Consider the following 1229-nt stretch of genomic DNA (forward strand, 5'->3'; position numbering starts at 1 on the left):
GAACCGATCTGGCTCTCATTCCTGATAAAAAGGTAAATGAAAAAGCCTCGGATAAAAGCCTTTCGCTGATTGCGTTTTTTTTATGCTTCGCATTTTTTACGGCAGGAATTAATAAATCTTTACATTGGATTAATTTTGATTTTAACAAGAATGGGACAGAATTTTGGCTTTATTCGGGATGGTATGATCTGGACAGAAGGTATTTTCTAGTTTCATTTATGAAAAGCATGCCTTTCTGGGTATTTAAATTAATGGATTTTGTTGGCGTAGTTTTTGAATTAACACCAATATTTTTTTTACTTGGTTCAAAAAAGGCTTGGCGCATATGGTTGCTAATTGCAGGGACATTTCATTTTATGAATTTGCTGGTTTTAAATATCACATTTATATTACATGTTGTTATTTATTTTTCCTTTATTGATTTTTCGGGTAACTATAATTGGATAAAAAATATTTTCAGTAAAAAATCTTATAAAATTGTAGCAGGTATTTTAATAGGTGTAGTTTTTGGAATTAGAATGTACTACATATTTAACCTCATTCCCTCATCGTTGATTTTTTTTCCGGATTATTTAATGCATGAGAATCTAATTGTCGCTTTAATTATTTGGATAGTGGCGATTTATATTTTATTTAAAAATGCTATTGGTCTAAAATCAGGCAAAATTCTTTCAGGACGGACTGATTCGAAAGTTCAAACTATTTATTGAATAGTTAACCAGGAGTCTGTCCGACTTAGTAATCAGGGAATAATTAGTATATTGATCTATGAAACAGGCTCAAACATCAACGCGTGAACAAGGCATATCAATTCCCTATAGCCTATCAGATGGCTTCCAAACTGCCATTTAGAACGTTTTATAGTGGACACAGACAATAAACTGGTTTACTAAGGGACACATCGTCAATACCAAGGTAGGCATACTGCAGCGTAAATCCGAAACCGTTGTTAATGGTCACTGGAACGCCTTGCTTATAACCTAAAAGGCATTTCAGGCTATCAATAACTTAAACTCCTGCCAAAAGCACCCTTTGTATGTTCGGATAAAGTAGTCACTACCCTAATGTTGATTGCTGTAACGACACATCTACTCAAATAAAATCAAACAATAACCGAAAAACAAGCTACCCCGGTTTGTTTTAATCTTAATGATAAAAAGTAAGCCCGAAAGACTCCGAGAAATATAAAGTTCGAATCGCAGTTTAAAAAAATAATTAGAATTGAAAAG

General features: G+C 33.0%; 1 protein-coding gene. It reads left to right on the plus strand.

The genetic code is table 11. The features are described 5' to 3' along the window. The coding region (locus tag AC1DPZ_RS27560) for a hypothetical protein (protein WP_477409530.1) at positions 1-710 on the plus strand (710 nt) is incomplete at its 5' end. Positions 711-1229: the final 519 nt, after the last annotated feature.

The sequence above is a fragment of the Mucilaginibacter sp. P4_G9 genome (assembly GCF_056400985.1).